The sequence below is a fragment of the Streptomyces polygonati genome, from assembly GCF_042650325.1.
Taxonomy (GTDB): Bacteria; Actinomycetota; Actinomycetes; order Streptomycetales; family Streptomycetaceae; genus Actinacidiphila; species Actinacidiphila polygonati.
The window spans coordinates 1-25,448 of record NZ_JBHSBB010000022.1; the positions used below are offsets into that span (position 1 = coordinate 1).

27 protein-coding genes and 1 other RNA gene are annotated in these 25,448 nt (G+C 71.1%); 17 read left to right on the forward strand and 11 right to left on the reverse strand.

Annotation, left to right across the window (positions count from 1 at the left end; all coding sequences use genetic code 11):
- The first annotated feature begins 138 nt into the window (after positions 1 to 138).
- Positions 139 to 1,077, forward strand: coding sequence for a hydroxymethylbilane synthase (hemC, locus tag ACFO3J_RS27455; protein WP_386434694.1), 939 nt, complete (start codon positions 139 to 141; stop codon positions 1,075 to 1,077).
- On the opposite strand, the gene ACFO3J_RS27460 is transcribed toward hemC, so the two are convergent.
- Entirely contained in the window at positions 1,070 to 2,050 is a 981-nt protein-coding gene (locus ACFO3J_RS27460; RefSeq protein WP_386434697.1) for a hypothetical protein, read from the reverse strand. The genes hemC and ACFO3J_RS27460 overlap by 8 nt on opposite strands.
- 176 nt (positions 2,051 to 2,226) lie before the next feature.
- Between ACFO3J_RS27460 and ACFO3J_RS27465 the strand changes: the two genes are divergently transcribed.
- Together ACFO3J_RS27465 and ACFO3J_RS27470 are read left to right on the forward strand one after the other, a co-directional pair.
- On the forward strand, positions 2,227 to 3,390 hold the full coding sequence (locus ACFO3J_RS27465; protein WP_386434700.1) for a helix-turn-helix domain-containing protein: 1,164 nt from the start codon (positions 2,227 to 2,229) through the stop codon (positions 3,388 to 3,390).
- Between the two features lie 201 nt (positions 3,391 to 3,591).
- Complete coding sequence (locus ACFO3J_RS27470) at positions 3,592 to 4,038, forward strand: VOC family protein (RefSeq protein ID WP_386434703.1); 447 nt, start codon at positions 3,592 to 3,594, stop codon at positions 4,036 to 4,038.
- Between the two features lie 29 nt (positions 4,039 to 4,067).
- Here the strand turns inward: ACFO3J_RS27470 and ACFO3J_RS27475 are convergent, their stop codons facing one another.
- Complete coding sequence (locus tag ACFO3J_RS27475) at positions 4,068 to 4,370, reverse strand: putative quinol monooxygenase (protein ID WP_386434706.1); 303 nt, start codon at positions 4,368 to 4,370, stop codon at positions 4,068 to 4,070.
- 147 nt (positions 4,371 to 4,517) lie between these two features.
- Positions 4,518 to 5,096, reverse strand: coding sequence for a helix-turn-helix domain-containing protein (locus ACFO3J_RS27480; RefSeq protein ID WP_386434709.1), 579 nt, complete (start codon positions 5,094 to 5,096; stop codon positions 4,518 to 4,520).
- 47 nt (positions 5,097 to 5,143) lie between these two features.
- Here ACFO3J_RS27480 and ACFO3J_RS27485 point away from each other — a divergent pair, with 47 nt between their 5' ends.
- Positions 5,144 to 6,028, forward strand: coding sequence for a class I SAM-dependent methyltransferase (locus tag ACFO3J_RS27485; protein WP_386434712.1), 885 nt, complete (start codon positions 5,144 to 5,146; stop codon positions 6,026 to 6,028).
- 49 nt (positions 6,029 to 6,077) lie between these two features.
- On the opposite strand, the gene ACFO3J_RS27490 is transcribed toward ACFO3J_RS27485, so the two are convergent.
- The gene (locus ACFO3J_RS27490) at positions 6,078 to 6,527 is read right to left on the reverse strand and encodes an ATP-binding protein (RefSeq protein ID WP_386434715.1); all 450 of its coding nucleotides are present in this window, start codon (positions 6,525 to 6,527) and stop codon (positions 6,078 to 6,080) included.
- Positions 6,528 to 6,657: 130 nt separating this feature from the next.
- On the opposite strand from ACFO3J_RS27490, the gene ACFO3J_RS27495 reads away from it, so the two are divergent.
- The 4 genes from ACFO3J_RS27495 (at position 6,658) to ACFO3J_RS27510 (ending at position 8,589) form a co-directional block, all read left to right on the forward strand.
- Positions 6,658 to 7,494: a helix-turn-helix domain-containing protein gene (locus tag ACFO3J_RS27495; protein WP_386434718.1), complete on the forward strand. Its 837-nt coding sequence runs from the start codon at positions 6,658 to 6,660 to the stop codon at positions 7,492 to 7,494.
- Positions 7,491 to 7,703 (forward strand): DUF397 domain-containing protein, encoded by a 213-nt coding sequence (locus ACFO3J_RS27500; RefSeq protein ID WP_386434721.1) that lies wholly within the window; start codon positions 7,491 to 7,493, stop codon positions 7,701 to 7,703. Before ACFO3J_RS27495 ends, ACFO3J_RS27500 begins: the two co-directional genes overlap by 4 nt.
- A gap of 26 nt (positions 7,704 to 7,729) precedes the next feature.
- On the forward strand, positions 7,730 to 8,110 hold the full coding sequence (locus tag ACFO3J_RS27505; RefSeq protein WP_386434724.1) for a hypothetical protein: 381 nt from the start codon (positions 7,730 to 7,732) through the stop codon (positions 8,108 to 8,110).
- 110 nt (positions 8,111 to 8,220) lie between these two features.
- Entirely contained in the window at positions 8,221 to 8,589 is a 369-nt protein-coding gene (locus tag ACFO3J_RS27510; protein WP_386434727.1) for a DUF2267 domain-containing protein, read from the forward strand.
- A gap of 139 nt (positions 8,590 to 8,728) precedes the next feature.
- Here ACFO3J_RS27510 and ACFO3J_RS27515 read toward each other — a convergent pair whose 3' ends face one another.
- Both ACFO3J_RS27515 and ACFO3J_RS27520 read right to left on the reverse strand, forming a co-directional pair.
- Positions 8,729 to 10,492 carry a tetratricopeptide repeat protein gene (locus ACFO3J_RS27515; protein WP_386434730.1) on the reverse strand — a complete coding sequence of 588 codons (1,764 nt, stop codon included), beginning with the start codon at positions 10,490 to 10,492 and terminating at the stop codon, positions 8,729 to 8,731.
- A gap of 157 nt (positions 10,493 to 10,649) precedes the next feature.
- A complete protein-coding gene (locus tag ACFO3J_RS27520; protein ID WP_386434733.1) occupies positions 10,650 to 11,048 on the reverse strand; it encodes a winged helix-turn-helix transcriptional regulator in 399 nt (132 codons plus the stop codon).
- Between the two features lie 157 nt (positions 11,049 to 11,205).
- On the opposite strand from ACFO3J_RS27520, the gene ACFO3J_RS27525 reads away from it, so the two are divergent.
- Positions 11,206 to 12,048, forward strand: coding sequence for an NAD(P)H-binding protein (locus tag ACFO3J_RS27525; protein WP_386434736.1), 843 nt, complete (start codon positions 11,206 to 11,208; stop codon positions 12,046 to 12,048).
- A gap of 89 nt (positions 12,049 to 12,137) precedes the next feature.
- Positions 12,138 to 13,391, forward strand: coding sequence for an NAD(P)/FAD-dependent oxidoreductase (locus tag ACFO3J_RS27530; protein ID WP_386434739.1), 1,254 nt, complete (start codon positions 12,138 to 12,140; stop codon positions 13,389 to 13,391).
- A 122-nt stretch (positions 13,392 to 13,513) separates the two neighbouring features.
- On the opposite strand, the gene ACFO3J_RS27535 is transcribed toward ACFO3J_RS27530, so the two are convergent.
- Both ACFO3J_RS27535 and ACFO3J_RS27540 read right to left on the reverse strand, forming a co-directional pair.
- Entirely contained in the window at positions 13,514 to 13,645 is a 132-nt protein-coding gene (locus tag ACFO3J_RS27535; protein WP_386434742.1) for a hypothetical protein, read from the reverse strand.
- Between the two features lie 392 nt (positions 13,646 to 14,037).
- Positions 14,038 to 15,501 carry a hypothetical protein gene (locus tag ACFO3J_RS27540; RefSeq protein ID WP_386434745.1) on the reverse strand — a complete coding sequence of 488 codons (1,464 nt, stop codon included), beginning with the start codon at positions 15,499 to 15,501 and terminating at the stop codon, positions 14,038 to 14,040.
- A 233-nt stretch (positions 15,502 to 15,734) separates the two neighbouring features.
- On the opposite strand from ACFO3J_RS27540, the gene ACFO3J_RS27545 reads away from it, so the two are divergent.
- The 3 genes from ACFO3J_RS27545 to ACFO3J_RS27555 are packed head-to-tail and all read left to right on the forward strand — an operon-like array spanning position 15,735 to position 18,014.
- Positions 15,735 to 16,628: a Nif3-like dinuclear metal center hexameric protein gene (locus ACFO3J_RS27545; protein WP_386435003.1), complete on the forward strand. Its 894-nt coding sequence runs from the start codon at positions 15,735 to 15,737 to the stop codon at positions 16,626 to 16,628.
- Positions 16,625 to 17,368 carry a zinc ribbon domain-containing protein gene (locus tag ACFO3J_RS27550; RefSeq protein WP_386435005.1) on the forward strand — a complete coding sequence of 248 codons (744 nt, stop codon included), beginning with the start codon at positions 16,625 to 16,627 and terminating at the stop codon, positions 17,366 to 17,368. Before ACFO3J_RS27545 ends, ACFO3J_RS27550 begins: the two co-directional genes overlap by 4 nt.
- Positions 17,369 to 17,375: 7 nt before the next feature.
- On the forward strand, positions 17,376 to 18,014 hold the full coding sequence (locus ACFO3J_RS27555) for a histidine phosphatase family protein (protein ID WP_386434748.1): 639 nt from the start codon (positions 17,376 to 17,378) through the stop codon (positions 18,012 to 18,014).
- Positions 18,015 to 18,070: 56 nt separating this feature from the next.
- Here ACFO3J_RS27555 and eda read toward each other — a convergent pair whose 3' ends face one another.
- The gene (gene eda / locus ACFO3J_RS27560; RefSeq protein WP_386434751.1) at positions 18,071 to 18,688 is read right to left on the reverse strand and encodes a bifunctional 4-hydroxy-2-oxoglutarate aldolase/2-dehydro-3-deoxy-phosphogluconate aldolase; all 618 of its coding nucleotides are present in this window, start codon (positions 18,686 to 18,688) and stop codon (positions 18,071 to 18,073) included.
- A gap of 127 nt (positions 18,689 to 18,815) precedes the next feature.
- Between eda and ACFO3J_RS27565 the strand changes: the two genes are divergently transcribed.
- The 3 genes from ACFO3J_RS27565 to ACFO3J_RS27575 are packed head-to-tail and all read left to right on the forward strand — an operon-like array spanning position 18,816 to position 22,201.
- The gene (locus ACFO3J_RS27565; RefSeq protein WP_386434754.1) at positions 18,816 to 19,253 is read left to right on the forward strand and encodes a MarR family winged helix-turn-helix transcriptional regulator; all 438 of its coding nucleotides are present in this window, start codon (positions 18,816 to 18,818) and stop codon (positions 19,251 to 19,253) included.
- A 30-nt stretch (positions 19,254 to 19,283) separates the two neighbouring features.
- Complete coding sequence (locus ACFO3J_RS27570) at positions 19,284 to 21,632, forward strand: isochorismatase family protein (protein ID WP_386434757.1); 2,349 nt, start codon at positions 19,284 to 19,286, stop codon at positions 21,630 to 21,632.
- Positions 21,629 to 22,201, forward strand: coding sequence for a YbhB/YbcL family Raf kinase inhibitor-like protein (locus ACFO3J_RS27575; RefSeq protein ID WP_386434759.1), 573 nt, complete (start codon positions 21,629 to 21,631; stop codon positions 22,199 to 22,201). The genes ACFO3J_RS27570 and ACFO3J_RS27575 overlap by 4 nt, the downstream gene beginning before the upstream one ends.
- Positions 22,202 to 22,212: 11 nt before the next feature.
- Here the strand turns inward: ACFO3J_RS27575 and yaaA are convergent, their stop codons facing one another.
- Positions 22,213 to 22,995: a peroxide stress protein YaaA gene (yaaA, locus tag ACFO3J_RS27580; protein ID WP_386434762.1), complete on the reverse strand. Its 783-nt coding sequence runs from the start codon at positions 22,993 to 22,995 to the stop codon at positions 22,213 to 22,215.
- Between the two features lie 175 nt (positions 22,996 to 23,170).
- Here yaaA and rnpB point away from each other — a divergent pair.
- Positions 23,171 to 23,571, forward strand: an RNA gene (rnpB, locus tag ACFO3J_RS27585) — RNase P RNA component class A.
- A 103-nt stretch (positions 23,572 to 23,674) separates the two neighbouring features.
- Here rnpB and ACFO3J_RS27590 read toward each other — a convergent pair.
- The gene (locus ACFO3J_RS27590; protein ID WP_386435007.1) at positions 23,675 to 25,201 is read right to left on the reverse strand and encodes a flavin monoamine oxidase family protein; all 1,527 of its coding nucleotides are present in this window, start codon (positions 25,199 to 25,201) and stop codon (positions 23,675 to 23,677) included.
- Positions 25,202 to 25,448: the final 247 nt, after the last annotated feature.

Below are 25,448 nucleotides of genomic sequence, written 5' to 3' on the forward strand. Positions count from 1 at the left end.
ACCAGGGGCTTCGCCGTGTTGTCACTCCAACTGCACCACCGCATCAGCAGGTTGGAAAAAGCTCAGTGTCCGTAAAAGCCGATCGTCGAGGGGCGTAGCCTGGCGTGAATCACCTTCAGGCTCGGAGGGTTGGTCATCGTGGCTCAGTACCTCGTCGGCTCGCGCGCCAGTAATCTCGCGAGAGCGCAGGTGCGCGAATACCTACGTCCTTTGCGTGAGCGGTTTCCTGCTGTCACCTTCACCCATCGGGTCATTGTGGAGGGAGGCGACAAGGATCGTAAATCACTGCTCTCCAATGTGTCGGCGGTCAGCGGCGGGTCGGCGTTCAGCTCGGAACAGGAAGCAGCCTTGTCGCGCGGGGACGTGGATACGGTCGTCCACTCGCTCAAGGACCTTCCTACGTCAAACCCGCCCGGTCTCGTGCTGCTTCCTCCACCCGGACGAGAAGAGGTGGCCGATGCGCTGTGCGGCTCCACCCTCTCCGGATTGCGGAAGGGAGCGAAAGTCGGGACGGGTGCCCCTCGCAGAGTCGCGCAACTCCTCGCGGTGCGGCCTGATCTCCATATCGTCCCGATCCGTGGGAACGTTCCGCCGCGCCTCAAAAAGATCGAAACGGAAGGTCTGGACGCGGTTGTCCTCGCGGTAGCGGGGCTTCGCCGACTCGGTCTGGAGGACGCCATCGGTGAGGTTCTTCCACTCGACCTGTTCCCCCCGAGCCCGGGCCAGGGCGCATTGGGAATTCAAGTCCGCGAGGACAGCGCGACTCTCCGCGAGATCCTTTCCACCGCAGGTGACCTGGCTGTCGACGCCCAGGTTCGGGCAGAGCGCGCGTTCCTCGCCGAACTGCACGGCGGGTGCAGCGTGCCGGTAGGTGCCTACGCCGAGACGATGCCCGGCGGAGAGTTGCGACTGTTCGGGCAAGTGACGTCGCTGGACGGAACCGAACGCGTTTCAGGCAGCCGAAGCGGTCCGGCCGCCGAGCCCGAAAAGCTCGGTGCGGCGTTGGCCGCTGAACTCGTCGGACAGGGCGCGCGATCCATCCTTGACGCGGTACGAGCAGCTACGGCGGTCAGTTGAGCTGCCGGGCGATGTCGAGTGCGGCGTAGGTGATGCTCGCCGCCGCACCCGCCCGCTTTAACATGGTGAACAGCTCGATCAGTCGGCGAACGTCCCGCCGTCCCGTCTCGGTGTCCATCCGCGTGAGCGTCGTGTACTCACCGGACACCGAGAACGGGAACAGCGGTGCCAGGGTTGAGCCTTTGAGTCTGGCGAGCACGTCCGCCGTGAACAGCGCTGGTTCCAGCAGGAGCATGTCGGCTCCGTCCGCCTCCATACGCAGCGCGGCGTCGATGAACTGGTCGGCGCAACCTGGGGAGATCTGAAACTCCCGATTGACGCCGGTTTTGGGGGTCGCCCCCATCGTGAGCCGGAACCCGTCATAGAGCGAACTCCAAAGGATCACATGCGGCATGACGGACACACCCCCATGCCCTGTCTCGTCCAACGCTCGCCGAGCACCCCCGGTGGTCCCGAGCATCATCGAGGCGGGACCGACGATGTCCGCTCCCGCTTCGGCGTGGGCCACGGCCTGCCGAGCAGTCACGTCCACGATCGCCGCCACGTCCGGCAATCCGTTCCGGTCGGTGAGGTAGCAGACCCCTTCGGCGGTGTAACTGCACAGGCATGTCTCGGTCATGACGGCCACATCCGAAGCGGCCTCCTTGGCGCTTTCGATCGCGCGGGCCATGAGGGAATGGCGGGTGAGGGACAGTTGTCCTGTGGCGTCCCGCTCGGCCGACTCCGCGAACAGCTTGACGGACCGGATGCCGACCGCCGCTGCTTGGCGTACCACCTGAGGTATGTCATTCACGGTGACCGTTGGCATGGGCCGGTCGGCCGGCTCCTCGGTGACGAGAAGCACCATGGAAAGGTCGGCGGGAGTGAGTGTCCTGGGTTCCAGGAGGTTCCGTACCGCCGCTCGGCTCCGAAGTGGGCTCGTCGTACCGGCGGCGCTTCGGAAACCACGCTCTGTGTTGCGTGCTTCGTCCATAGGGGTTCCTTTCCGGCTCTGTTTCGGGGAAGCGGGCGTCGACGAGGGCAGCGCCTACTCCGGCGCTGACAGCGGGGCCCAGGTCTTCCATCAACACAGTCAAGGGAACGCAGACAGTGCTCACTTGCACACTCCTTGCACACTTGCTGCCAGGGAACTTGGGCAAGACTGGAACCATGGAAGCCATGAAGCGCGCGAATGTCCCGGGCCCAGGAGCCAATGTTGCGACCCTTCGCAAAGATCACGGATTCAGCCAAGTGGCGTTGGCGCGACGCTCGGGCGTGTCCGTCTCTCTCCTCAGCAAGATCGAGGTGGGCGATCGGGCCCTTACGCATGGCGTCGCCGCATCGCTTGCCAGGGCGATGGGCTTGACGCTTGATGAGCTGCTCGGCCGGACATCTGCAGCGAACCTCGCCGACCTGAGCCATGCGATCCGGCGTTTCGACATCCCCGGAGAGCGGCCAACCCGCCCCGAACTATTACCGTCTGAAGTGGCGGCGCTCAACCGTCATCGCTGGAAAAGCGAACTGGCCGAGGTCGCCCAAAAGCTGCCATCCCTCTTGACCAAGGCAACGAACAACGCGCATGGCGTCAGTTCGCCGGAAGCCTGGACGCTCGTGGCCGACATCTATAGTACGGTCTACTGGCTCGCCGCCCGTCACAGGTGGATGTATCTAGCAGAATTGGCAACCACGAAACAGCGGCTGGCCGCCGAGAGGGCCGAGCCCATTGCGGCAATCGTAGCCCTGCGGGACGACGCGGGGACCTTTCTGAACTCAGGCGACTTTGCCGGAGGTCTCGCCCTTGTCGACCGCGCGATCGTGCTGGCGGAATCCTCGCTGAGAGGCTACGACAGAGCCTTCAGCCTCGGTATTCTTCATCTCCGCGGGCTCACGTTGGCCGGCCGCCTCAAGGACAAGCAGACGGTGAATCGCCATAGCCGCTCAGCATGGCGCGCGGCTGCTGAATTTCAGCGTGACGTCGCCGAACACGGGATTCACTTCGGTCAGGAGAACACCGCCACCCACGTGATGGCCACTTTTTCCGACATGGAACAGCACAGACAAGCCGTGCGGACGGCGGAAGACCTCATCCGGGAAGGTCTTACGCTCCCCGCGATTCGCACTGCCCCTCTCTACATGAACATGGCACGCTCGCAATTGGCGCTGGGGGACCGGGACGGAGCACTCGACTCCCTTGAGACGGCATGGAACGTGGCACCCGAAATGACAGCCGTCCACCCCACCAGTCTTGAGCTGACCAGGGTTCTGGCATCGCGGCACAGACGCAGTAATCCGCGTTTGACTCGACTCGCCAGGGGAGCGGGAATCTTCCTTTGAAAGGCGGCGCACCCTCGTCCGCGAACGGTCTCCGGGGTGACCCGTCCCCGGTTCGGCCGCTGGCCGACTCGTTGGTCTATCCGGCGTAATGCGGTGCGAATTACGCTGCGGGCGCGGTCGGCGGGCGGTCGCTGGTGCGTCCGGCTTTTAGAGTGACAGCCGACGCCGGCCGGCGCTCCCCGAGGAAGGTGAGAGCACAGTATGGACATGAGACTCGAAGTCGTGGTGATTCCGGTGTCCGACGTCGACCGGGCCAAGGACTTCTACGCGCAGCGGATGGGTTTCCGCCTGGACGCGGATCTGCCGGTCGGGGAGGGCTATCGGGTGGTGCAGCTCACGCCTCCCGGGTCGGGATGTTCCATTATTTTCGGCGCCGGTGTGACTTCCGCCGAACCCGGCTCGACGCAAGGCCTGCAACTCGTCGTCACCGATATCGAGCAGGCCCGGGGGGAGCTGGTGGCCCGTGGTGTCGATGTGAGCGCGGTCTTCCACGATGGCACCGGCGTGTTCCATCGCGCCGGTGAGGTGGGCCGGGTGCCCGGGCCGGCGCCCGATCGGGCCAGCTACGGCTCTTTCGCCGCGTTGAGCGACCCCGACGGCAACGGCTGGCTGTTGCAGGAGATCACCACGCGGCTCCCCGGGCGCTGACGCGTTCGATCAGTGCCGGTCAGTGTCGATCAGTGCGGGAGCTTCGCGGCGAGGACCTCCACCGGTGTGATGACGGGCGGGGTGCTGAAAAGCTCATCGGCGCGGGCGATGAGACCGTCGCGGACCTTGCCCTGGAAATGGGCCTCACGATCGTCGAGGGTCTCGAACGCGTCGAAGATGCGGAAGGACGAGGGGCCGAGGCGGAAGGAGAACCACGCCAGGGTTCCCGGCTCCTGGTCGACCAATGCCTTGGCCTCGGTGAGGAACCGGGAGACCTCCTCCTCTTTGCCTGGGCGGGCCTCGCATTCGACGAGGAAACCGTATTTGGGCATCACGTCTCTCCTGACGGCGACAGCGGTCCCGGAAATGCCGGGTGTTCCGGAGCGTTCCTGACCCCATCGATATCGTGGAAATCACCGCGAGCCCTGCCGACTCGGCGGCACTTCATCCGGACGGCTTCCCTCGTCGTGGCGCTGGGTCTACGGGGAGGGGAGGAGATGGGTGCGGTGGCCGGCGTGGTCCAGGATGCAGAGGATTTCGGCCGGGCCGTCCTGGGCCCCGAAGGCGTGCGGGATCATGGTGGAGAACTCGGCGGCCTCCCCGGCCTTGACCACGATGGTGCGCTCGCCGAGGAACAGGACGACGGTGCCGGACAGCACGGTGAACCAGTCCCGGCCGGGATGCACCTTCAATTCGTCGGTTCCGCGCCGGGGTTCGGGCCGGGTGATGCGCATCTTGGCCACCGATACGCCGTGCGGGCCGTCCTCGGCGCTGAGCATCCAGATCGTCATCCCGCGTACCTCGTCGCGGCGCGGCCTGATCACCACGTCCTCGTCGTCGGCGGACTCCACGAGTTGGTCGAGGGTGGTGCCCAGGGCCCGTGCGATCGGGGCCAGTTGGTCCAGCGCGATCCGCCGATGGCCCGTTTCGATCCGGCTCAGGGTGGAGGGGCTCAGATAGCAGCGGGCGGCGAGGTCGTCCAGGGACCAGCCCCGGGCCACCCGCAGCCCCCTGATCCGCTGGCGGACCAGGCTGTCGAGATCACCGTCTTGCGTCATACGCAAGATGCTATGTCCTCGGCGCAAGGTGTCGGTACGGTCGAAGCATGGAAAACCACCAGCACCACCACCACGCGGGGGCCGAGGCCGCCGTCGAAGACGACGCCGCCATGGTCGAACTCCTCGACCTCGATGGCGAGGTGACCCACGCCTACGTCACCGAAGTGATGTCCTGGATCGGCGAGTTGGCCGCCGATCAGCCGCGCCGCCGGATCGTCGACCTGGGCAGTGGGACGGGCACGGGCACCTTCGCCCTCGCCCGGCGCTTCGAGGAGGCCGAGGTGATCGCCCTGGACGTCTCCGCCCACCTGCTCGACCACCTCCGGGCAAAAGCCCGCGACCTCGGCCTGACCGACCGCGTCCGTACGGTCCAGGCGGACCTGGACGACGCCTGGCCCGCCATCGACGCCGTTGACCTGGTATGGGCGTCCGTGTCGCTCCACCACATGACGGACCCCGACCGGGTCCTCGCCGACGTCTTCGCCGCGCTCAGCCCCGGCGGGCTCCTGGCCGTCGCCGAGATGGACTCCTTCCCGCGCTTCCTGCCCGACGACCTCGGCGACCCGGGCGACCTCATCGGTGCCCGCCCCGGGCTCGAAGCACGCTGTCACGCCGCCATCGCCGAAGAGCACGCCGAGCGCCTGCCGCACCTCGGCTCCGACTGGACCGCGCGGCTGACCGGCGCCGGCTTCACCATCGAGGCCGAGCGCCCCTTCGCCATCCACCTGACGCCCCCGCTCCCCGCCGCCACCGGCCGCTACGCCCAGGTCTTCCTGCGACGGCTCCGGTCCCGGCTCGACAGCCTGCTGAGCGCCGACGATCTGGCCGCGCTCGACACACTCATCGACAGCGACGGGCCCGGGAGCGTACTGCGCCGCGAGGACCTCACGGTCCGCGCCGCCAGGACTGTATGGGTGGCCCGGCGGCCATAAGCCAGGCCGCGCACGCACGGCAGGCGCGGGCCGCGGGCCCGAGCGGCCGTCACGCCGCCGAGCACACCGCCCAGACGACCTTGCCCGGCCCCTCGCGTTCCATGACACCCCAGCGCTGCCCGGTGACCGCGTCCACGATGGCGAGACCGCGACCCCCGACGTCGGTGAGGGACGCGGCCACCAGCCTCGGCAGGTGTTCGCCCCGGGCGTCGTGGACCTCGATGAGCACGCCGGTATCGATTCGGCTCACGCTGACGCCGATGGACCGGCCGTCCACCCAGCCGTGCTTCTGCGCGTTGGTCATGAGTTCCGCCAGCACCAAGGATGCCGAATCAGCCAGTTCGGGCAGGCTCCACTCGGTGAGCTTTTCCGCGAGCGCATGGCGAGCCTCGTTCACACCCCGGGGAGTGGCGGGCCAGAGCCGCTGCGGCGGCGTGTAGGGCCGAGGGGGCGACGGGTGTTCGCGGCCGGTCGCCACCGCCCCTGCCTGTACTTCCATGTGATGAACCTCTCCGATTTCCATCCCGTGCGCGTCTGGCTACTCCTAGGCTGTCGCTCGACAACAGAGAGTGGTAGAGGCGTCACATGGACGTCTTCACCTGTCCCGAAAAGCTCTGGAGGCGTGCCAGATGAGTGTCAAAACCGAGCATCCCGATCCGACCGATCCCGCCATGTCTCCGCTCAAGCACTTCGGCAAGGAAGTGCGCATCGAGCGGGAGCGGCTGGGCATGTCCCGTGCGGAGCTGGGCAAGGCCGCCCACTGCGGATATTCGCTGGTCGCGAAGATCGAGCAGGGCGAGCGACTTCCGGCGCTGGACTTCGCCGAGGCCTGCGACCGGGTGTTCCCGACGGCGGGCGGCAGGTTCGTACGGCTGTGGCCGCTGATCATCAAGTACGCGTATCCGTCATGGTTCCGCCCGTTCGTGGAGCTGGAGGCGCTGGCGTCGGCCATCCGGTCGTTCGAGGTCCAGGTCGTCCCCGGTCTCCTCCAGACGGAGGAGTACGCCCGGGCTGTGCTGGAAGCGGGCCGACTGCGCACGGACTCGCTCGACGAGTTGGTCGCAGCACGGATGGAACGCCAGCGCATCCTCACCCGCGAATTCCCCCCGGAACTGTGGGTTGTTCTGGACGAGAACGTGCTGAATCGGCAAATGGGCAGTTCGAGGGTGTTCGCCGCCCAACTGGCGCGGCTGGTGCAGGAAGCCGAGACACCGAGCACTGTGATCCAGGTGATCCCGCACTCGGCTGGCGGCCACGCCGGACTGGGCGGTGCGTTCGCGGCGCTGACCATGGACGAGGGGCCGGATGTGGTCTACGTGGAGGCCTTTGTGCAGGGACAGATTCTGGCTGATCCGGCTAATGTGAAGGCCGCGATGCGCGTCTATGATCTGCTCACCGCCGTGGCACTGTCCCCCAGCAAGTCGCTGGACCTGATCCACACCACCATGAAGGAACTGAGCCCATGAGCACCGCATACAGCCTGCCGGGAGCGGCGTGGCGCAAGTCCTCCTACAGCAGTAATAACGGCGGCAACTGTGTCGAGGTCGCCAGTGGTCTCCCCGGTGTCGTCCCGGTCCGTGACTCCAAGGATCCACAGGGCCCGGCCCTCAGCTTCACCCAGGCCGCTTGGTCCGCTTTCCTCAGCGAAGTGAAGTCCGGCAACTTCCCCGCGTGACGGCCGCCGCCGTGGAGAATGGCGGCATGCCGTCGCGATGGTCGATCCGTTCCCGTAACTCGCTGCTGTCCATCTGCTCCTCGGAGTCGGTGCTGTCGATCGGCTCGACGGGGTCCGCCCTGTCGATCGGCTCCAGCGCGTCGTTCGCCTCGCTCGGGTCGTTCGCCTCGGCCATGTCCGCCTTCTCGGCGGGTTCGTTCCAGTCCTTCACCTCGGTCCTGTCCGGCCAGTCCAACCATTCGGTTCTGTCCTGGCAGTCCAACGGCGCTCTTCTCTCCCGCCGGGCCGACGGACCCTTGCGGGGCACGGTGACGGCTGCGGTGGCCGCCGTCACCGTCGGCTCGGCCGCCGCCTGGTGGCTCGCCGGTCGCCGCAGCGGCCGTACCCCGATCGGCTCAGCGCGCTGACGGTTCGGAGGGCGCGCCCCGAGACCGGGTGCGACCATGGTCAGAGCGTGTGGGCGGCCAGCCGCTGGCGGCCGGCTCCCGCATTCCTCGGACCGAGAAGAGGATGACCGATGGACTTCCCGGAATTCGTTCAGTCGGTAGCCACCCGCGCGAGTCTCTCGCGCGAGGAATCCCGCGACCTCAGCCGGGCCACCCTCGAACTTCTCGGCCACCTGATCAGCTCAGGCGAGGCCCGCGAATTCGCCCTGGAACTCCCGGACGAACTGCGCGACTACGTCCGCCAGGGCGCCGAGCACACCGAGCGGTTCGACTACAACGAGGCGGTCCGCCGCATCCACCAGCGGGTCGGCCTCTCCGAGCCCGAGAGCGACCGTGGCATCCGGGCCGTCCTGGCGACGCTGCGCGACGCGGTCAGCGAGGTCGCGTTCAATAACGCGATGTCGCAGATCGGGCACGAGTTCCTTCAGGTGATTCCTTAGGCTGCTGGCGTTGCGGGGGCCCTCGTGGGGGGTGGGCGCCCCGGGCGTCCCTCCGCTCAGCGAGCGGCCGGGCCGCCCTGGCCTACCCCGGTGAGGACCGCGTGCGGCACCGCGCGGAGCGCTGGGCGATCGCCATCCCCTATGGCTGCTCCGGTACAGCCGGGTTGTCGGCCATCTGCTCCCGCCAGTAGGCGAGGTTGTTGCGGGTTCTGACGGTGTTGGGGTGGTCGGGGCCGAGTATGCGTTCGCGGTCGGTGAGGAGTTCGGCGAATGCGGTGGCGGCGCCGGCCGCGTCTCCGGCTTCTCCTCGCCAGGAGGCGAGGTTGTTGCGGGTGGTGAGGGTGTCCCGGTGGTCGGGGCCGAGCAAGCGTTCGCGGTGGGCGAGAAGCTCGGTATACGTGGCGACGGCTCCGGCCGCGTCTCCCGCTTCCCCCCGCCAGCTCGCCAGGTAGCTCCGGGCGAGCAGGGTGTCGAGGTGATCGTCGCCGAGATGAGAGTGGGTGGTATCGACAAGGTACTGGAAGTAGTCGCAGGCGGCGCTGACCTGACCGGATTCGCCGAGGCTCTTTCCGAGGCGATACAGCACCGAGTGCGCGTCGGGTTGGTGAAGGGCGTCCTCGGCAAGGGTGGTCAGTGCGGTCGCGTTGGCGCGCAGGGTCCGGGCGAGGGCGGTGTCGCGTTCGATGTCGGGCCAGGCGGCGAGCAGCGCGTCCCCGGCTGTGCGGGCAAGCCGGCCGTACTGGTCTGCGGCGAGAGTCTCGCGAGTGGTGCGCTGGATGAGGGCGTGGGTGCGGACGGACGGGCTGGGGGCGTCGGGGTCGTGGTCGATCAGGCTGAGGCGGTGCAGGGCGCGGAGGGCGCCGGTTGCTTCCTCGGCGGTGACCTCGGCCGTGCGGGCCGCGCTCAGGTGGGCGAGGGCGGGTTCGCTGGTCAGGACGGTGGCGGGGATGCCGTTGGGGTCGAGGAAGGTGGCGAGTTCGAGCATGGGGCGGGCGAGGCCGGTCGGGCGGAGGCGGTCGGCTTGGTCGACGGACAAAGCCCAGGCGGCGGCCATCGTGTGGGTCTGGCCGTCCGGTAGCGCGTCGGGGCTGGCGTCGGCCAAGGTGCGGGCCCGGTCCGCGAGCAGTTTCCGGTAGGCGGCGCAACCGATTCCGGCGTCGACGAGGTAAGCGGCGGCCTGGGACAGAGCCAGCGGGAGGTGCCCGAGTTCGGCTGCCAGGGCCGCGAGTTGCTCGTCCGGCTCGGTCCGGGCGTGGACGGCCAGTGCGGCGGTGAGGTACTCGACGGCCTCACCGGGCGTGAACTCGCCCACGGTGATGAGCCGCCGTCCATGGCCGGTCAGCGCGGCGTCGCGGCGGCGGGTGGTGACCAGGGTCCGGCCGTGCGGGCTGGCCGGTGGCCACAGACCGTCCAGGTCGGCGGGGTCGGCCACATCGTCCAGGACCACCAGCCAACGGCAGGGCCGCTCCTGGGGCCTGGGCTCCAGCCACGCCAGGAACCGTGCCGCCGCCCGGTCCGGATCACCCGGATCAGCGCCCAGCACCTCGACACCCGCCTGCGCGTAACCGCTCGCTGTGGCGGTGCGGTTGCTCGCGCTGATCCACACCAGTACGTCGATGTCGCCGGCCGCCAACGCGCTGCGGGCGTACTCGGCGGCCAGTTGAGTCTTGCCGACGCCGCCCATCCCGGTCAGCACCTGCCCCAGCACCGCCGTGCCCCCGCCGTCCACTGCCGATCGGAGCCGGGCAGCCTCCGCCCGGTCCTGGAAACAGCCGGCCCGGGGCGGTATCACCCCGACCTGATGCGGCCATGCGGCATAACTGCGGGGTACATCAGCGAAGTTGTACTGGATGTTGCCGTCCCCGTACTGCCCCTGGCTGGAACCGTTGAAGGTGGCGTCCACCGCGATCAGCGCTCCGCCCAGTTGTCGGCGTCCCGGCGGTCGCCGACCGCCAACTCCGCATCCTTCACGGCCAAACCCCTGCCCCCGCAATCCAACGGACTACTGACCGTAAACCCGCGAGCCCGACCCATGGGCCAAAACCCGCGACCCGCTGTGACTACCCGGCTGCGGCGGCGTCATGGTCGCGGCGGGCCTGTTCAACCTTGTCGAGGTTGGTGTCGGCCCATTCGGCGAGGTGGGCGAACAACGGGGCCAGGCTGCGGCCGAGTTCGGTGATGTCGTACTCGACGCGTGGCGGGATCTCGGGGTGGTAGGTGCGGACGACCAGGCCGTCGCGTTCCAGTTGGCGCAGGCGCTGGGTCAGGACCTTCGGGGTGATGCTGGCGATGCCTCGCTGCAACTCGACGAAGCGCTGCCGGCCGTACTCGTTGAGGGACCACAGGATCGGCGTGGTCCACCGGCTGAAGACGATGTCCACCACCGGGCTTATCGGGCAAGCCTGTTCGGCTTCGCTCGGCGCGGACGCACTCGGCGCGGCCGCCTGGGTCGCCGTCATATCGGGTCCTTCCAGCCGCTGCGGGTAGTCACTTTCCCCTAGGTACCTACTATACCGGCGGTGTTAGCTTCGCCCGGTCGCGTCAGGGCCACTCCGGCCCCGCGACGTTCTCGCCCGCTCGGGCGCGAACCACGCAGCAATGACACGGGAGTTGCTCATGATCGTGGTGACGGGAGCGACCGGCAACGTCGGCCGACCGCTCGTAGAGGCGCTGGCGGCGGGTGAGCAGGTGACGGCGGTGTCCCGGCGGGTCCCGGACGCGGCCCTGCCGGAGGGAGTGCGCCACGGGCAGGCGGACCTGACCGATCCGGCGAGCCTCGGGCCGATTCTGGAGGGCGCCGACGCGCTGTTCCTCCACGACGGCGGCGCCAGCGCGCACCTGCTGAACCCCCGGGAGATCCTGGATGCCGCCAAAGCCGCCTGCGTGGGCCGCGTCGTGCTGCTGTCCTCGATAGGGGTCGCGACCCGACCGGGCACGGCGTCCCACGGAGGCATGATGCGGGCCATCGAGGAGGCCGTCCTGGAATCAGGGCTGGACTGGACGATCCTGCGGCCCGGCGCCTTCGACTCCAACGCTTACGCCTGGGCCGAATCGATCCGTGCGGAGCGGACCGCCGCCGCGCCGTTCGGGGACGTCGGACTGCCGACCGTCGATCCGGCCGACATCGCCGAGGTCGCCGCCTCAGCATTGCGTGGAGCCGAACACCGGGGCCGTATATACGAGTTGACCGGGCCCGCCCTCACCACGCCCCGGCAGCGAGCCGAGGCGATCGGGGCCGCGCTCGGCGAGCCGATCCGGTTCGTCGAGCAGACCCGCGCGGAGGCCAGGGCGCAGCTGCTGCGGTTCATGCCCGAGGCGGTGATCGACACCACCCTCGATGCCCTCGGCGAGCCGACCCCCGCCGAGCAGCGGATCAGCCCCGACATCCACCAGGTCCTCGGCCGCCCCGCGCGTACCTTCGCCGACTGGGTCCAGGGCAGCCTCGCCGCCTTCCGCTGAGACGGCGCGCGGGAGCGGGTACCGCCACCCGGGGGCCACCCGGGCGGGTCGCGGGCTTTCCGGGGCGATGCCGGGGTACGCAGTACGGCATGGCGGACGTGGTAGTGGTCGGGGCGGGGCTCGCCGGGCTGGCGTGTGCGGGTGATCTGGTGGCGGCCGGGCTGGACGTACGGGTGCTGGAGGCGTCCGACGCGGTGGGCGGGCGGATGCGCACCGACCTGCGCGACGGCTTCCGGCTCGACCGCGGCTTCCAGGTGTTCAACACCTCCTATCCGCAGGTCAAGCGCCGAATGCGGCTGCGGGAGCTGCGACTGCGGCCCTTCACGCCGGGCGTGCTGCTGCAAACTCCGCGCGGACGGCTGCGGTTCGTCGACCCGACCCGGCGGCCCGCGCAGGCGGGTGACCTGGTGCCGGGGCGGCTCGCGTCGCCGCGTGACCTGGCCGCGCTGGCGATCCTCGGCGGACGGGACCTGCTCACCCCGCCGCGCCTGATCAAACGGGCCGCCGACCGCACCACCCTCACCGCGCTGGCCGACGCCGGGATCTCGGCGGAACTGGTCGAGACGCTGTTCCGGCCGTTCCTGGCCGGGGTGTTCCTGGAGGAGGAACTGGAGACCTCCAGCCGCTTCTTCCACCTGGTGTGGCGCTCGATGCTGCGCGGCACCCTCTGCCTGCCGGCCGAGGGCATCGGCGCGGTCCCCGCGCAACTCGCAGCGAATCTGCCGGCCGGGACCGTACGGCTGGAGACCCCGGTACGGCAACTGACCGACGACGGGGTGCTGTTGGCCGACGGGCAGGAGGTGGCGGCGCCCGCCGTGGTGGTGGCGACCGGGCCCGCGGCGGCGGTGGACCTGCTGCCGGAACTGCCCGCCGTGCCGACCCGGGCGGTAACCACCTACTACCACGCGGCGCCGGGCCCGCCGCTGGCCGAACCCACGCTGCTGACCGACACCGGACGGCGGGTGCTGAACACGGTGGTGCTGAGCCAGGTCGCTCCCACCTACAGCCCCGATCGCCGCGCCCTCGTCGCCACCTCGGTGCTCGGCACGGCCGGTGCCCCGGACGAGGCGGAACTGCGGCGCACGCTGGCCGAGTTGTACGAGACGGATACGGCGGATTGGGAGCCGCTCGCCGAGTACCGAATCCAGCACGCGCTGCCGGCGATGCCCCCGCCCTGGCCGCTCAGCCGGACCACCCGCCACACCCCGGGCCGTACGCCGCACCTCTATCTGTGCGGCGACCACGGGGCCACCGGCTCCGTCCAGGGTGCATTGGCCTCCGGCACCCGGGCCGCCCGCGAACTCCTCGCGGACCTGGGCGGAAAGCGGTCCGCGCAGGCGTAGGCGCCGCCCGTACGAAGACCGCCCGCCGCTTCCCCCGTCAGGGGGGAGGCGGCGGGCGGTCGACCCGGCGCGGTGGGCAGCGCTGCGCCGGAAGCGTCGGGCCGGTAGTTGGTGACCAGTCGTCAGTCGTCGGACGGGCGGCGGTGCTTGCCGTGCGGCGGCTGGGACTTGTCGGCCTCTTCCGCCGAAGCAGGGCCGCGGTGGCGGCCCGCGGCGCTGTCGGCCGCGCGGTCGGGCGTGTTTGATTCGGACATGTGCGGTCTCCCCGTGATCCCCAGTGACGGTGCCGCCGTTCCCGCTGAACGGCGAGCCGGCTTGCGCCGGAAACGCGCGAAGAGGGTGAACCCGTGGTCCGCATACGCCAGTTGGCGACGGTCACCTCGGGTACCCGGGTGCGCGATGTCCGGTGAGTCTACTGATCCGCTCCTCGCGGCAAGCACCGCCCCCGCCCGGCGTGTCCGCCGGTTCTCGAACGGTTCGGGGGCCGTGCTTCCTGGGGTGGCGCCGGGTGCCGCTGGGGCTCCTGCTCCGGCCGGTGCCGTGGGCGATCGCTTCCCCGGCAGCGGCAGCGGATGGACCCGGAACGAGCGCGTACCGGTGGGTAGTTGGAGCCAGGACGTCGCCCGCGCCGACTCGGCCATCTGCCTCACCCCGCCTGCGTGCTGGCCAGGGGAGTGGCCAACGGGGCTTGCTGCAAGGGGAGTACGGCGACCTTGCGGCGACCGGCGGTGGGCGCGGCGGCCGGGGTCGCACCGGATGCCTGCGCCCGGGCGCCCGGCTGCCGGATGGCACGGGACGGCGGACGCGGCGCGGGGCGCGGACCAGGACGCCGGGCGGCCCCGGAGTCGGTCCCGGAACCAGCGCGCGGACCCGGTGAACCAGGCCGCCGGTCCGGCCCGCCGCCCGCCGGTACGGCCTCGCCCGCCGCCACCCCCGCCCCGAGCTCCGACCCGGACACCGCCTCGCCCGAAGCCACCCCCGACCGGACCTCCGCCCCGGCCACCGCCTCGCCCTCCGCCTCCGGCGCCTCGTACGAGATCAGCCCGCACGGCCAGTCCGGAATCGCGTACGGCAGCCGCAGCGCGCGGTCGGGCTGCCAGCACGCGGCGGGGCCGAGCCAGCCGCGCGGGGTGGCCCGCCAGTGCAGCCGCCGCTCGCCCGGCCGCCACAGCGCCAGCGACTCCGCGCCGCCCGGTACCTCCGCCCGCAGCGCCACCACCGTGGCGTCCGGGGACAGGATCTGCCCGGGCTGGGCGACCAGCGGGGTCAGCAGCGCGCCCGGCACCTGGAGCACGTCGGGAAAGCGGACGGGATGCCGGCTGCCCAGCACCCCCCAGCCGATCCGGGTCTCACCGGTCGCGTCGCTGCGCAGCATCAGCAGCCCGCTGTCGGGTTCGGCCAGCAGCAGCCGGTCGTCGCTGTCCCTGGTCAGCTGGAGCAGCGGGCTCGTCCCGCCGGTGACCAGATCGGCGGCGACAGCTTTGGTGCGGCCGTCCAGTTCCCGGTCCAGGGCCAGCAGCCGGCCGGCCCGGTCGAGCCAGACCCCGCCCGTGCAGCGGCCCGGCACCGTCATCACCCGTACCGGCGAACTGTCGGCCGCGCCGTGGCCGTGCACCTGCCAGATCGTGGTGACATTCTCGTCGTGGACCAGGGCGAAGGCGGTGCCCGCCACCGGCCCGGGCGGCAGCAGCCTCACCTCGGCGCCGGAAAGGGAGCACAGCGGCAGTTCGCCGGTGCCGGGACCGGTCGGGGAGAGCAGCGCCAGCGCGTGCCGGTCGCCGACCTTCCGCCGCACCAGCACCCGCCCGTCGGACAGCGGCACCACCTGTGTACCGGGCCCCTCGGGCCGGCCGCCGGGCAGCGGCACCGCGTACGGCTCGGGCCCGCCCAGCGTCCACCGCTCGACGAACCACCGGCCCGCGCCGGACCCGCCGTCCGCCACCGGGTGCGCCACCGAATCCGCCACCGATTCCGCCGCTGGGTCCGTCGCCGCCGGCCGAGGTGCCGCCTCCGCGAGGCACGCCGCATAGGACCCGTCCGCGGCGATCGTGAAGCCCGACCGGCGCCGTACCCGGCCGGTCGGGGGGATGTCCAAGGCATTGACGGTCATATGAGTGGTCCACCTCCGCCCTACGACCGTAGGTTTCCTTCTTCCGGACGATCAACGCGAAGCCGGGCGGTTCACACGTAAGGATGGCAGTTCGGCTGATTCCGGCACGCCGCGGGGGCAGGTGTGCTCCGCTCCGTCCCCCGGACGCCGCACAGCCCGGTGGCCCCGGTGATCCGGGTAACCTTCCTTTCGTGCCCGTGCCCGTGCCCGCGTCCGTCCCCCCGTCCGTTCCCGTGCCGGCCCCGCCCGCCGAGGCAGCCGCGCCGGCGCTGTCCGACGTCATCGCGGCCCTCGACGCCCTGTGGCCGCCGGAGCTGGCCGAGTCCTGGGACGCCGTGGGCCTGGTCTGCGGCGATCCGGCCGCCCCGGTGTCCCGGGTGCTGTTCGCCGTCGACCCGGTGCGGGAGGTCGTGGACGAGGCGGTGCGGATCGGCGCCGACCTGCTGGTCACCCACCACCCGCTCTACCTGCGCGGTACGACCACGGTCGCGCCCGTCGGCCCGGCCGGCTTCAAGGGCCGGGTCGTGCACGACCTGATCCGCAACGGCATCGGCCTGCTCGTCGCGCACACCAACGCCGACCGCGCCGACCCCGGGGTCTCGGACGCGCTGGCCGCCGCGCTGGACCTGCGGGTCACCGGCCCGCTGGTGCCCGACCCGGCCGATCCGGCCGGCCGTCGCGGGCTGGGCCGGATCTGCGAGCCGCTGGTCCCGCTGACGCTGGCCGGCTTCGTGGAGCAGGCCGCCCGCGGGCTGCCGCGCACCGCCGCCGGGCTGCGGATCGCGGGCGATCCGGACACCCCGGTCCGTACCGTCGCGGTGTGCGGCGGCTCCGGCGACAGCCTCTTCGCCGAGGTGCGCGCGGCCGGCGCCGATGTCTTCCTGACCGCCGACCTGCGGCACCACCCGGCCTCCGAGGCCCGGCAGAGCGGCGCGCCCGTGCTGGTGGACGCCGCCCACTGGGCCACCGAGTGGCCCTGGTGCGTGCAGGCCGCCGGGCAGCTCGACGAGATCTCCGACCGGCACGGCTGGGCGCTGCGCACCCATGTCTCCGGCGCGGTCACCGATCCCTGGACCGCGCAGGCACCCTCTACTCACGTCCCTTCCAGCTCAGGAGCCCCCCGCTGAACGCCGCGCCCGCCGACCAGATCCGACTCCTCGAAGTCCAGGCCCTCGACGCGCGCATCGCGCAGCTGGACCACAAGCGCAGGAACCTTCCCGAGCACACCGAGCTGGAACGGCTCGGCGCCGACCTCACCCAGTTGCGCGACCTGCTGGTCGCCGCCCGGACCGAGGAGAGCGACACCGCCCGCGAGCAGACCAAGGCCGAGCAGGACGTCGACCTGGTACGGACCCGCGCGGTCCGCGACCAGCAGCGGCTGGACGCCGGCGTCCTCACCTCGCCCCGCGACCTGGAGAACCTCCAGCGGGAGCTGGCCTCGCTCGCCAAGCGCCAGTCCGACCTGGAGGACATCGTCCTGGAGGTCATGGAGCGCCGGGAGAACGCCCAGGAGCGCGCCGCCGAGTTCACCGGCCGGGTGGAATCCCTGGAGGCGAAGGTCGCCGAGGCCGAGCAGCGCAAGTCCGCCGCGCTGGCCGGTCTGGACGCGGAGGGTTTCACCATCGCCAAGGAGCGCGAGACGCTCGCCACCGGCCTGCCCGGCGATCTGCTGAAGCTGTACGACAAGCTGCGCTCGCAGCAGGGCGGCGTCGGCGCGGCCCGCCTCTACCAGAAGCGGTGCGAGGGCTGCCGGCTCGAACTCAACATCACCGAGCTGAACGAGGTGCGGGCAGCGCCCTCGGACACGGTGGTGCGGTGCGAGAACTGCCGCCGCATCCTCGTCCGCACCGCGGACTCCGGGCTGTAGGCCGGCGGTGGCCGCGCCCACTGAGGTCGCCACGACACTCCTGCTGCTACGGCACGGCGAGACGCCGCTCACCGCGCAGAAGCGGTTCTCCGGGAGCGGTGGCGCCGATCCCTCGCTGTCCGTCGGGGGCCGCTGGCAGGCCGCCCGGGTGGCCAACGCGCTGGTGACCCACGGCAAGGTGGACGCCGTGGTCAGCTCGCCGCTGACCCGCTGCCGGGAGACGGCCGGCGCGGTCGCCGCCCGGCTCGGTGTCGAGGTCGACATCGAACAGGACCTGCGCGAAACGGACTTCGGCAGCTGGGACGGCCTCACCTTCGAGGAGGTGCGCTCCCGCTTCCCGGCCGAGATGACCGACTGGCTGGCCTCGCCGGCCGTCGCCCCGCCCGGCGGCGAGAGTTTCGCCGAGGTCGGCTCCCGGGTCACCCGCGCGCTGGACGCGGTGCTGGCCGGCTACGCCGGTCGTACGGTGCTGGTGGTCAGCCATGTGACACCGATCAAGACGCTGGTGCGGCTCGCGCTGGGAGCGCCCGAAGAGGCGCTGTTCCGGATGCACTTGGACCCGGCGGCGCTGTCGGTGGTGGCCTACTACCCGGACGGGAACGCCTCGTTGCGCTCCTGGAACGACACCGCGCACCTGCGGCCGTAACGCCGCCGTCGGCTCCGCCGCGCCGACGGGCCGCGCCAGGAGCCCCGCGGACCCGGTCACTTGCCCAAGGCCGCGGCGCCGTGGGCGAGTTCGGTGATCTCGGCCCAGGCGTGCTCGCGGACGGCCCGCGGCGGGACCATCCAGGTGCCGCCGACGCTGGGCACGTTGGGCAGCGCCAGATACTCCGGCGCCCTGGCCGCGTCTATGCCGCCGGTGGGGCAGAAGCGGGCGCGGGGGAGCGGGGACGCCAGCGAGCGCAGATAGGCGGCGCCGCCGGCCGCCTCGGCGGGGAAGAACTTCATGTCGGTGACGCCGCGTTCGAGCAGGGCCAGCGTCTCGGAGGCGGTGGAGACGCCGGGCAGGAAGGGCAGTCCCGAGCCGAGCATCGCCTCCAGCAGCCGGTCGGTCCAGCCCGGGCTGATCACGAAGCGGGCCCCGGCGGCGCCCGCCGCGGCGACATGGTCGGGGGTGAGTACGGTCCCGGCGCCGACCAGCACATCCGGCAGCCCGTGGGCGATCGCGCGGATCGCGTCCAGCGCGGCCGGCGTCCGCAGCGTGATCTCGATGACCGGCAGTCCGCCGTCCACCAGCGCCCGGGCCAGCGGCACCGCGTCGGCCGCGTCCTCCAGGACGACCACGGGGATGACGGGGGCGAGGCCGAGCACCGAATTCATACGCTCATCCTGTCGGCCGCCCGCACCCACTGCAACGACCGTTGCGGCCCCTGCAACGGCGGGCCCGGACCGAGTATTCACCCGGACGGCTATTTACTAAGGCAGATTGATAAGTTAGCTTTAGTATATGAGTGACGAGGTCGACACCGACGCGATCGCCGCAGCCGTGTACTCCGGCGTCAGCCTGCTGGTGAGACGGATCCGCCAGGTCCCCACCGAGGGCGGGCTCACCATGCCCGAGCGGCAGGCGCTGTCGCGGCTGGACCGCGGCGGCCCCGCCACCTCCTCGGAACTGGCCCGGCAGGCGCAGATCACCGCGCAGGCGATGGGGACCACCCTCGGCGCGCTGCAGGCACGCGGCCTGGTCGAGAGGCGCCAGGACCCCGAGGACGGCAGGCGGGTGATCCTGACCGTGACCGACGCCGGCCGGCAGGAACTCAGCGACAAGCGCAACGCCCGGACCGAACTGCTCTCCCGGGTCCTCACCAGCACGTTCACCGCCGAGGAACTGGAGCGGTTCGCGGCGGTGGCGCCGCTGCTGGAGCGGCTGGCGCAGAACATCTGACGTGCAGGAACACCTGGAAAGTGACCCCTGATGACTGTTCCCGCGGTGCCGCGCGCCCCGCAGCCCCCGGCCGGTGACCGCTACAAGTGGACGGCGCTGACCAACACCACCGCCGCCGTGTTCATGTCCGCGCTGGACGGCTCCATCGTGCTGATCGCGCTGCCGGCCATCTTCCGGGGTGTGCACCTGGACCCGCTGGCCCCGGGCAACATCGCCTACCTGCTGTGGATGATCATGGGGTACCGGCTGGTGCAGGCCGTCCTGGTGGTCACCGTGGGCCGCCTGGGCGACATGTTCGGCCGGGTGCGGATCTACAACTCCGGGTTCGCGGTCTTCACCTTCGCCTCGATCCTGCTGTCCTTCGACCCCTTCGACGGCGGCCACGGCGCGATGTGGCTGATCGGCTGGCGGGTGGTGCAGGCCGTCGGCGGGTCGATGCTGATGGCGAACTCGGCCGCGATCCTCACCGACGCCTTCCCCAAGGAGCAGCGCGGCTTCGCTCTGGGCATCAACCAGGTCGCCGGGCTCGGCGGGATGTTCATCGGCCTGGTGGCCGGCGGGCTGCTGTCGGCCTGGGACTGGCGGGCGGTGTTCTGGGTGAACGTCCCCGTCGGCGTCTTCTTCACCGTCTGGGCCTACCGCACCCTGCGCGAGAGCGGGCCGCGCGGCGGCGGCCGGATCGACTGGTGGGGCAACATCACCTTCGCGGTGGGCCTGAGCGCGGTCCTGATCGCGGTCACCTTCGGCCTCCAGCCCTACGGCGGCCACACCATGGGCTGGACCAACCCGCTGGTGCTCGCCATGGTCGGCGGCGGCCTCGCGCTGCTCGCGGCGTTCGTGGCCATCGAGAAGCGGGTGGCCGCCCCGATGATCCAGCTCAGCCTTTTCCGGCTGCGGGCCTTCACCTTCGGCAACCTGGCCGGCCTGGGCATCTCGATCGGCCGGGGCGGGATGCAGTTCGTACTGATCATCTGGCTGCAGGGCATCTGGCTGCCACTGCACGGCTACGACTTCGGCGCCACGCCGCTGTGGGCGGGCATCTTCATGCTGCCGCTGACCGCCGGCTTCCTCGCCGCGGGCCCGGTGTCCGGCTATCTGTCCGACCGGATCGGCTCCCGGGGCCTGGCCACCGGCGGCGCCCTGCTCTTCGGGGCCAGCTTCCTGGGCCTGATGCTGCTGCCGATCGAGTTCAGCTACTGGGTCTTCGCGGTGCTCATCGCGCTCAACGGGATCGCCAGCGGGATGTTCGCCTCGCCCAACTCCTCCTCGATCATGGGCAGTGTGCCCGCCCACCTGCGCGGGGTCGCCTCCGGCATGCGGGCCACCTTCCAGAACTCCGGCACCGCCGTCTCGATCGGGGTGTTCTTCTCCCTCATGATCGCCGGGCTGGCCAGCAGCCTCCCGCACACCCTCACCGCCGGACTGCGGCAGCAGGGCGTGCCGGCCCATGTCGCCGCGCAGGTCGGGGGCCTGCCCCCGGTCTCATCCCTGTTCGCCGCGCAACTGGGCGTCAACCCGGTCCAGCACCTGCTCCAACCCAGCGGTGTGCTGGGCACGTTGACGACGGCGCAGCGGCAGGCCCTGACCGGACGCGAGTTCTTCCCGAAGCTGATCTCCGGGCCCTTCCACTCCGGCCTGGTCGTCGTCTTCGCCTTCGGCGCCGTCCTCGCCCTCCTGGCCGCGACCGCCTCCGCGCTGCGCGGCACCAGCTCCGCTCCTGCCCCCGCCCCCGCGGCCCCGACCTCGACCCCGCCGGCATCCGGCGAAGCCGTCCTCCAGAGCATCCAGGGAAAGAGCACCATGGCACTGACCACGATCGACGCCACCCCCGCACTCATCGTCATCGACCTGCAGAAGGGAATCGTCCCGGTCCGCGACGGCGGTCCCGTCGCCCCGGTCGTGGAGCGTGCGGCGCGGCTGGCGACCGCCTTCCGCCGGCGCGGCCTGCCGGTCGTCCTGGTCAACGTCACCGGGCGGGCACCGGGACGAACCGACGCCGGCCGGTCCGGTCCGGGCCGCGCGGGCGCCGCCGCCTTCCCGCCCGGCTGGTCGGACCTCGTCGACGAACTCGACATACAGCCGACCGACCACCTGATCACCAAGCGGCGGCGCAACGCCTTCCACGACACCGGGCTCGACACGCTCCTGCGCGACCTCGGCGTCACCCAGGTCGTGCTGGCCGGCATCTCGACCAGCAGCGGCGTCGAGTCGACCGCACGCGCGGCCTACGACTACGGCTACCACGTCGTCCTGGCGACCGACGCCATGAGCGACCCGGACCCCGACGCGCACCGCAACAGCGTCGAGCGCGTCTTCCCCAAGACCGGCGAGACCGCGACCACGGCCGAGATCACCGACATGGTGGAGGGGGCACGATGAGCCCGCTGGGCCGGCTGCTGAGGAACCGCAGGGCGGGCGAGACCCACGCGGCATGGAACCTGCCGCAGCTCCAGGGCCCCGACCTGCTCGGCGTGACGAGCCATCACTTCGACGACGGCGGCGCGATACCGCGCGAGCACGGCGCCCGGCACATCGGCGGCCGGAATCTGTCCCCCGACCTCGCCTGGAGCCCGCCGCCGGCCGGCACCGAGCAGCTGCTGCTGGTCGTGGAGGACATCGACGTGCCCCTGACCAGGCCCGCCGTGCACTGCCTGGCCCTGATCGATCCGGCGGTGGGACACCTCGACTCCGGCGCCCTCGCGGCGCGGCGGCCCGCAGCGGGAGTACGGGTGCTGCGCTCCACCATCGGACGCGGATACCAGGGCCCGGCGCCCATCAAGGGCCACGGACCGCACCACTACACCTTCCAGCTGTTCGCCCTCGCCGGCGCCGTGGGGACCGCCCCCGGCAGCCCCGCACCCGACCGGGCCCGGCCCCGCGCCCTGCTCGCGTCCCTCACCGTTCCCGTGCTGGCCCGGGGCCGGGTGACCGGTACCTTCGAACGCTGACCACCCGGGATCTAGTGGATCTCCCGCACCAGCACGTCCAGCCGGCCCCCCGGGCCCTCCTCCACGGTGAAGCCCAGGTCCCGCAGCGCCTCCGCCAGCGCCGCCGGGGTCCTGGGGCGGGCGCCCGAGGTCAGCAGGGCCCGGACCAGGCGGCCCTTCGTCGCCTTGTTGAAGTGGCTCACCACCGCCCGCCGCTCCACACCGCCCACCACCGTCACCTGGAGCACACGGACCGTGGCCGTCCGCCCGGCGACCTCGCCGCGCGGCTTCCAGGCGGCGGCGTACGCGGAAGAGCGCAGGTCGAGGACGAGGCCGCCGGCCGCCGCCTCGGGCAGGACCTGCTCCATGAAGGGCTTCCAGTACGCGGCCAGCCCGCCCGCGCCCGGCAGCCGCACCGCCATCGAGCAGCGGTAGGCGGGGATGCGGTCGGCGAGACGTACCGCGCCCCACAGACCGGAGAAGACCAGCAGGGACTGCCGGGCGCGGCGGCGGGCGGCCGGGTCGAGGGTGGACAGGCCGAGCGCGTCGTAGAGGACGCCGGTGTACAGCTCGCCGGCCGGCAGGGTGGGAGCGGTGCGCAGCGCGGCGTTCCTGGCGACCTCGGCGCGCAGGCCCGGGCTGAGCCCCAGCACTTCGGCGGCCTTGCCGGCGTCGGCCGCGCACAGCTCGGTCAGCTCGTCCAGCACCGCGGTCCGCGCCCCGGTCAGCCCGGGCAGCGACAGCGCGTCCAGCGCGACCGGGCGACCCCGCAGCGGAGTGGCCTTGCCCTCGGACGGCGGCAGCAGGACGAGCACGGCATTCTCCTCGGACGGGCGGGACGGGCGGGACCTACGGCTGACGCACGCCGCCGCCCTCGTACGGGGACCGGCGGCGAGCCCACAGCAGCCTACGTCCCGCCGCCGCGCCGCCGCCGTCACGCCGCCGGTCCCGGGCGCCCCCCTGGTCCACTACCATGGTCATTACGGCAGACGAGCCGAGCGGGCGGCCGCGTCAGGACTGAGAAGCCCTGCCGAGGAACGTCCGGACTCCACAGGGCAGGGTGGTGGGTAACACCCACCCGGGGTGACCCGCGGGACAGTGCCACAGAAAACAGACCGCCGGGGACCTCGGTCCCCGGTAAGGGTGAAACGGTGGTGTAAGAGACCACCAGCGTCCAGGGTGACCTGGACGGCTCGGTAAACCCCACCCGGAGCAAGGTCAAAAGGAGCCGCCGGCGGCGGCTCTGCGCGGACATTCGAGGGCTGCCCGCCCGAGTCCGCGGGTAGACCGCATGAGGCCGGCGGCAACGCCGGTCCTAGATGGATGGCCGTCTCCCGGCCGACCGCGAGGTCGACCGGCGACAGAATCCGGCGTAGAGCTCGACTCGTCTGCCGTCCTCGCGTTCCGCCGCGCTTCCGGTGGCACCGGGAGCGGGTGGTGGACCGCCCGGCGGGCCCGTCCACCACCCCCTCTCACGTCACACGCTCAGCCGCCTCAGGCGAGCACGCGCGTGTGCAGCGCCGTCACCGTCTTGCGGGCCGAGGCGAAGGCGCCGTGCTGCCAGGCGTCCATGTAGGTGAGCCAGTCGCCGGCGAAGTAGACATGGCCGGTGGGGTCGTTGAGGGAGTTGTAGCGGGGGGCGTCCGGGCCGCCGGGCGTGCTGTGCCAGGCGGCCTCCTGGTAGGGGAACTGGCGCCAGTGCTGGGAGAAGGACGTGGCCAGCTCGGAGCGGTACTTGTCGCCGTAGATCTTGACGCCGGCCGCGACCGCCCGGGTCTCGCGGTCCTTGGGGGACAGCGGAGCGTACGAGTCCGCGTTGGAGCCGGTGTTGTAGTAGCCGATGATCACGCCGCGCTTGCCGTGGAAGCCGTAGGACGGGTGCCAGATGTGGGTGACGTCGAGATCGGTCTCGGTGATGCCGCCGTAGATGCCGTGGTCCAGTTCCCACCAGCGCGAGCGGTACTCCAGGCCGATCTTGCCCGAGGAGGACGGGGTGATGGCCAGCAGCGCCGACTGGACGTCGCTGCCCAGGTTGTGCGGGACCTTGGCCATGAGATTGGGCGGCATGGCGGCCACGCAGTAGTCCGCGTCGATGGCGCGGGCGCGGCCGTCCTGGGTGTAGGTGACGGTGACGCCGTGCGCCTTGTCGGTGACCCCGGTGACCACGCAGCCGGTGCGGATCACCCGCGAGCCGATGGCCCCGGTCAAGGCGTGCGGTATCCGGTCCATGCCGCCGACCGGCTGGAACATCAGCATCGCCTGGTCGTAGCCGAACTCGAAGGAGAAGTAGCGGCCCACGCCGGTGGCGAAGACCTCGGAGGCGGTGGGCGGGCCGCCGTACTCCACACCGGGGGTGCCGGCCGCGCCGGGCACCACCGAGTAGCCGCGCCGCTCGCTGCCGGTGTAGTCCAGGGTGCTGCCCAGGTCGCCGTACCCCTTCAGGAAGGTGATCAGCCGCTCCTTGTCGTCGGCGGTGAGATCCTGGTCGAGGGCGCCCTGGTTGCTGGCCTTGGCGAGCAGTTCGGAGACATAGCCGTAGACATCGGCCTTGGCGGTGCGGTAGCGCACCGGCGCGGTCATGCCGGACTTCTCGTTGTAGAGGTAGGCGTCGGCGTTCTCGTTGGTGAACACCTCGATCGGCACGCCGAGTTCACGGCAGTAGTCGAGGGTGAGCATCCATTGGGCGATCCGGGCCGGGCCGGCGTTCATGTACTGGCCGTCGGAGAAGCGGGCGGTCTGCTGGTGGCCGTAGAGATCGGTGGTGCTGGTGCCGCCGCGGACGGTGAAGTTGCGGCCGCCGGTGCGGTTCTGCGCCTCCAGGACCGTACAGTCGTAGCCGGCCTTGCCCAGTTCGTAGGCGGTGGTGAGCCCGGCGATGCCGCCGCCGAGGATCACGACCTTGGCGGCCGCCTTGTGGGTGAGGTGGAAGTCCCCCGGGCGCGGGGCCCGGAAGGGCGCCTCGCGGCCGGCGGCCGCGGCGGCGGTGGGCGCCAGGCCCAGCGCCCCCATGGTGGCGAACATAGCGCCGGCGCCTCCGGTGGCACCGACCGCGCGCAGGAAGTCACGGCGGTTGAACTGACTCATGTGTCATGTCCCCTTTCGCTACTGGCGCAGGGACTCTGACAGCGCGTTGTTACACGCCGTCAGTCCGGATGTGACACGGGCATGAGGGAAGGCTCACCGGGCTTGTCCCGCGTCTGCGGCGGGAGTCGCACGGGCGCGCGTCAGGCGATCGGGGAGGTCATCCGATGACTCATCGAATTTCCGC